The organism is bacterium, assembly GCA_040755795.1.
Lineage (GTDB): Bacteria > UBA9089 > CG2-30-40-21 > CG2-30-40-21 > SBAY01 > JBFLXS01.
Map to the genome: position 1 here is coordinate 1 of JBFLXS010000493.1, position 2,674 is coordinate 2,674.

The following is a 2,674-nucleotide window of genomic DNA, read 5'->3' on the forward strand; positions in this document are numbered from 1 at the left end:
CAAATTCAAGTATAGTGGCTCGTCTCTCCTCTCCTTCTCCGTTTCTCCCTTTCTCCGTTTCTCATCTGTCGTCTGCCCTCTGTATTTATCCGTGCTAATCCGTGTTAATCAGTGGCTGAATAGTTACAAATATTTTTTAATAACTCAACATTAGAAGTTAAGATGCAAAAAATTCCAGATGCTTTTAACCCTATTTTTACCACCTTTGACCAAAATCAAGACCCTAATAGACATAACGAGGCTTTAAATCCTCTTAATTTTTTAATTCAGACAGCCTCAATGTCACCATAAATTAACGAAACTCCAGACCTACAGAAGTATAGGTAGGTCTCCCAAGCCTTCATTCTTCTGCAATTTCTGCCCGCTTTAGTCTGAGGTCTGATGTCTATAGTCTACTGTTTGAATCACAGGCAAAGGTAGTTAATACTCATTTGTTTTTCCTTTTCCATTGTGATAAGTACAATATTGCGTGGGGAGATTACCTTCAATGAATACTTCATATCTGGTTTCCGGGCAATGTTTAGTTGCCAACATACCGGTAGTTGGGTCAATATTGACAAACTTAACTCCCTCTGGTACCGGAAAGTCTGTTGAAAAGGGTGTTGATTCTAATAAAGGAAGGATTTTTTTTATAAACTCTGTCCAGATAGGAGCGGTTACTACTGCACCTGTCTGGCCAGAGCCTAAACTCTTTTGCCCAGAATCATAACCAATCCAAACCCCTACAACTAATTCTGGTATAAAGCCAATAAACCAGGCATCGACATAATCATTTGTTGTTCCTGTTTTGCCCGCTATCGCTCTATCTATTTTATTACCAACCGCATATCTTGCCGTTCCCCGTTGAACTACACCTTCTAACATACTGGTCATTAGGTAAGCGGTTTGTGGAGAAATAACCCTTTCCTTTTTTGTTGTTCTCTTTTCTAATAGGTTTTGGTTACGGTCTTTAATAGATTTTATGGCCATAGGTTCAACCTTAATTCCCTGATTAGCAAAGACACCAAAAGCAGTAACCATCTCTAAGAGAGTAACCTGTGCTGTTCCCAATGCCAATGACGAATCAGCAGGCAGTTGTTCACTTTTAATTCCCATCTTATGGGCATACTCAATGACATTGCTTACCCCTATCTCCTCTAATAATTTAATCGTAGCTAAGTTAAGAGAAAGTTCTAAAGCACATCTCAGGGTAACACTGCCATAGTATTTATTATCATAATTAGTTGGTTTCCAATCCTTACCTTTAGCGCCTAAGTAGGTTTTAGGGGAATCATCAAGAATATTTACAGGGGTAAAACCATAGTCGATAGCGGTAGCATAAATAAAAGGTTTAAATATAGAGCCTGCCTGTCTTTTAGCCTGTATGGCACGATTTAATTGATTGGACGGAGTAAATCCAGAGCCTCCAACCATTGCCTTAATATATCCGGTGGTTGGGTCAATGGCTAAAATTGCCCCTTCTATTCGTGGCTCACCTGGTTTCTTTGCCTGATTTAGACATGCTAATCCATTTTCAAGAACCGATATAGCCACCTCCTGCAGATTTAAATCTAATGTCGTCTGAACATTTAATCCATCAGTATAAACGGCATTTCTTCCATATTCCTGGTAAAGAATTTGGCGAACATAATCAGTAAAATAAAGGGCGTTATTAAATGTAGTTTTTGTCTGAGCAAATTTCTTCTTAGAAATCTCCTTGATTTGAATAGCAAATGCCTCTTTTGCCTTAATCCTTTGTTCTAAGGTAATTATCCCTTCTTCCTCCATTCGTTTCAATACAAATGCCTGTCTTTCAACTACATTTTGTGGATAATTAATGGGGGAATAATATTCCGGGAAAGGTGGTATGCCCGCCAGCATAGCTATTTCAGCAAGGTTTAAATCTTTTACTGGTTTATCAAAATAGTATAAGGAAGCCTCCTGAACTCCATAATTCCCATGACCAAGATATATTTTATTTAAATATCTTTCTAATATTTCATCCTTAGTTAACTTTTGCTCAATTAACAAAGCAATCAATATCTCTCTTATTTTTCTTCGGTATGTTTCCTCATACATTGAAAATACATTTCTGGCTAATTGCTGAGTAATCGTGCTACCTCCCTGGACTATTTTTCCTGCCCGAATATTAGCCAAAAATGCCCGTAGAATACCTGATATGTCAACCCCTTTATGTTTATAGAAATGTTTATCTTCCACCGCGATAAATGTTTCTTTTAACATCTTTGGGATATTATCCAAACTTACCACTTCCCGTTTTTCTTCTGCAAATTCAGCTATTAATTTATTATCGGCGGAATAAAGTTTGGTAGGGAATTTACATACTTCCCTCCCTTCATATTTCAACACAGGGTCTAAATCAGGCAGTGGGCCTATAAAGTTAACAATATACCTTGCTCCAACTCCTATTATCACAAATAAAACAAGAAGACTTATGAGAATAATAAATCTTGCCATTAGATTTTCCTTCTTTTTACCTAAAGAGTATAATAAATTAGTCCCTTTTTGTCAAACCATTTATTGAGTTTTTGATAAAAACCTGGCAACTGAGAGCGTTGCAAATGTCTTTTAGTTATGGTGCGGGTTTGGGGTGAGTTTTGAGTGATAAAAGATGCCAAAACGATAAAAAAGAGATAATTTGCTTAGTTGACATCAAAAAGAGGAGGTGTTATAT

Annotated in this window: 2 protein-coding genes; one reads left to right on the forward strand and one right to left on the reverse strand. The window is 37.0% G+C overall.

Annotated features, from left to right (window positions below):
- Window positions 1–162 precede the first annotated feature (162 nt).
- Window positions 163–291 (forward strand): hypothetical protein, encoded by a 129-nt coding sequence (locus tag AB1414_18820; protein ID MEW6609466.1) that lies wholly within the window; start codon window positions 163–165, stop codon window positions 289–291.
- A gap of 129 nt (window positions 292–420) precedes the next feature.
- Here AB1414_18820 and AB1414_18825 read toward each other — a convergent pair whose 3' ends face one another.
- Window positions 421–2,457: a PBP1A family penicillin-binding protein gene (locus tag AB1414_18825; GenBank protein ID MEW6609467.1), complete on the reverse strand. Its 2,037-nt coding sequence runs from the start codon at window positions 2,455–2,457 to the stop codon at window positions 421–423.
- Window positions 2,458–2,674: the final 217 nt, after the last annotated feature.

Excerpts from the sequence above, each read along its gene's own strand:
- AB1414_18825 (MEW6609467.1), bottom strand. The coding sequence starts at position 2,457 with ATGGCAAGATTTATTATTCTCATAAGTCTTCTTGTTTTATTTGTGATA.
- AB1414_18820 (MEW6609466.1), top strand. The coding sequence starts at position 163 with ATGCAAAAAATTCCAGATGCTTTTAACCCTATTTTTACCACCTTTGAC.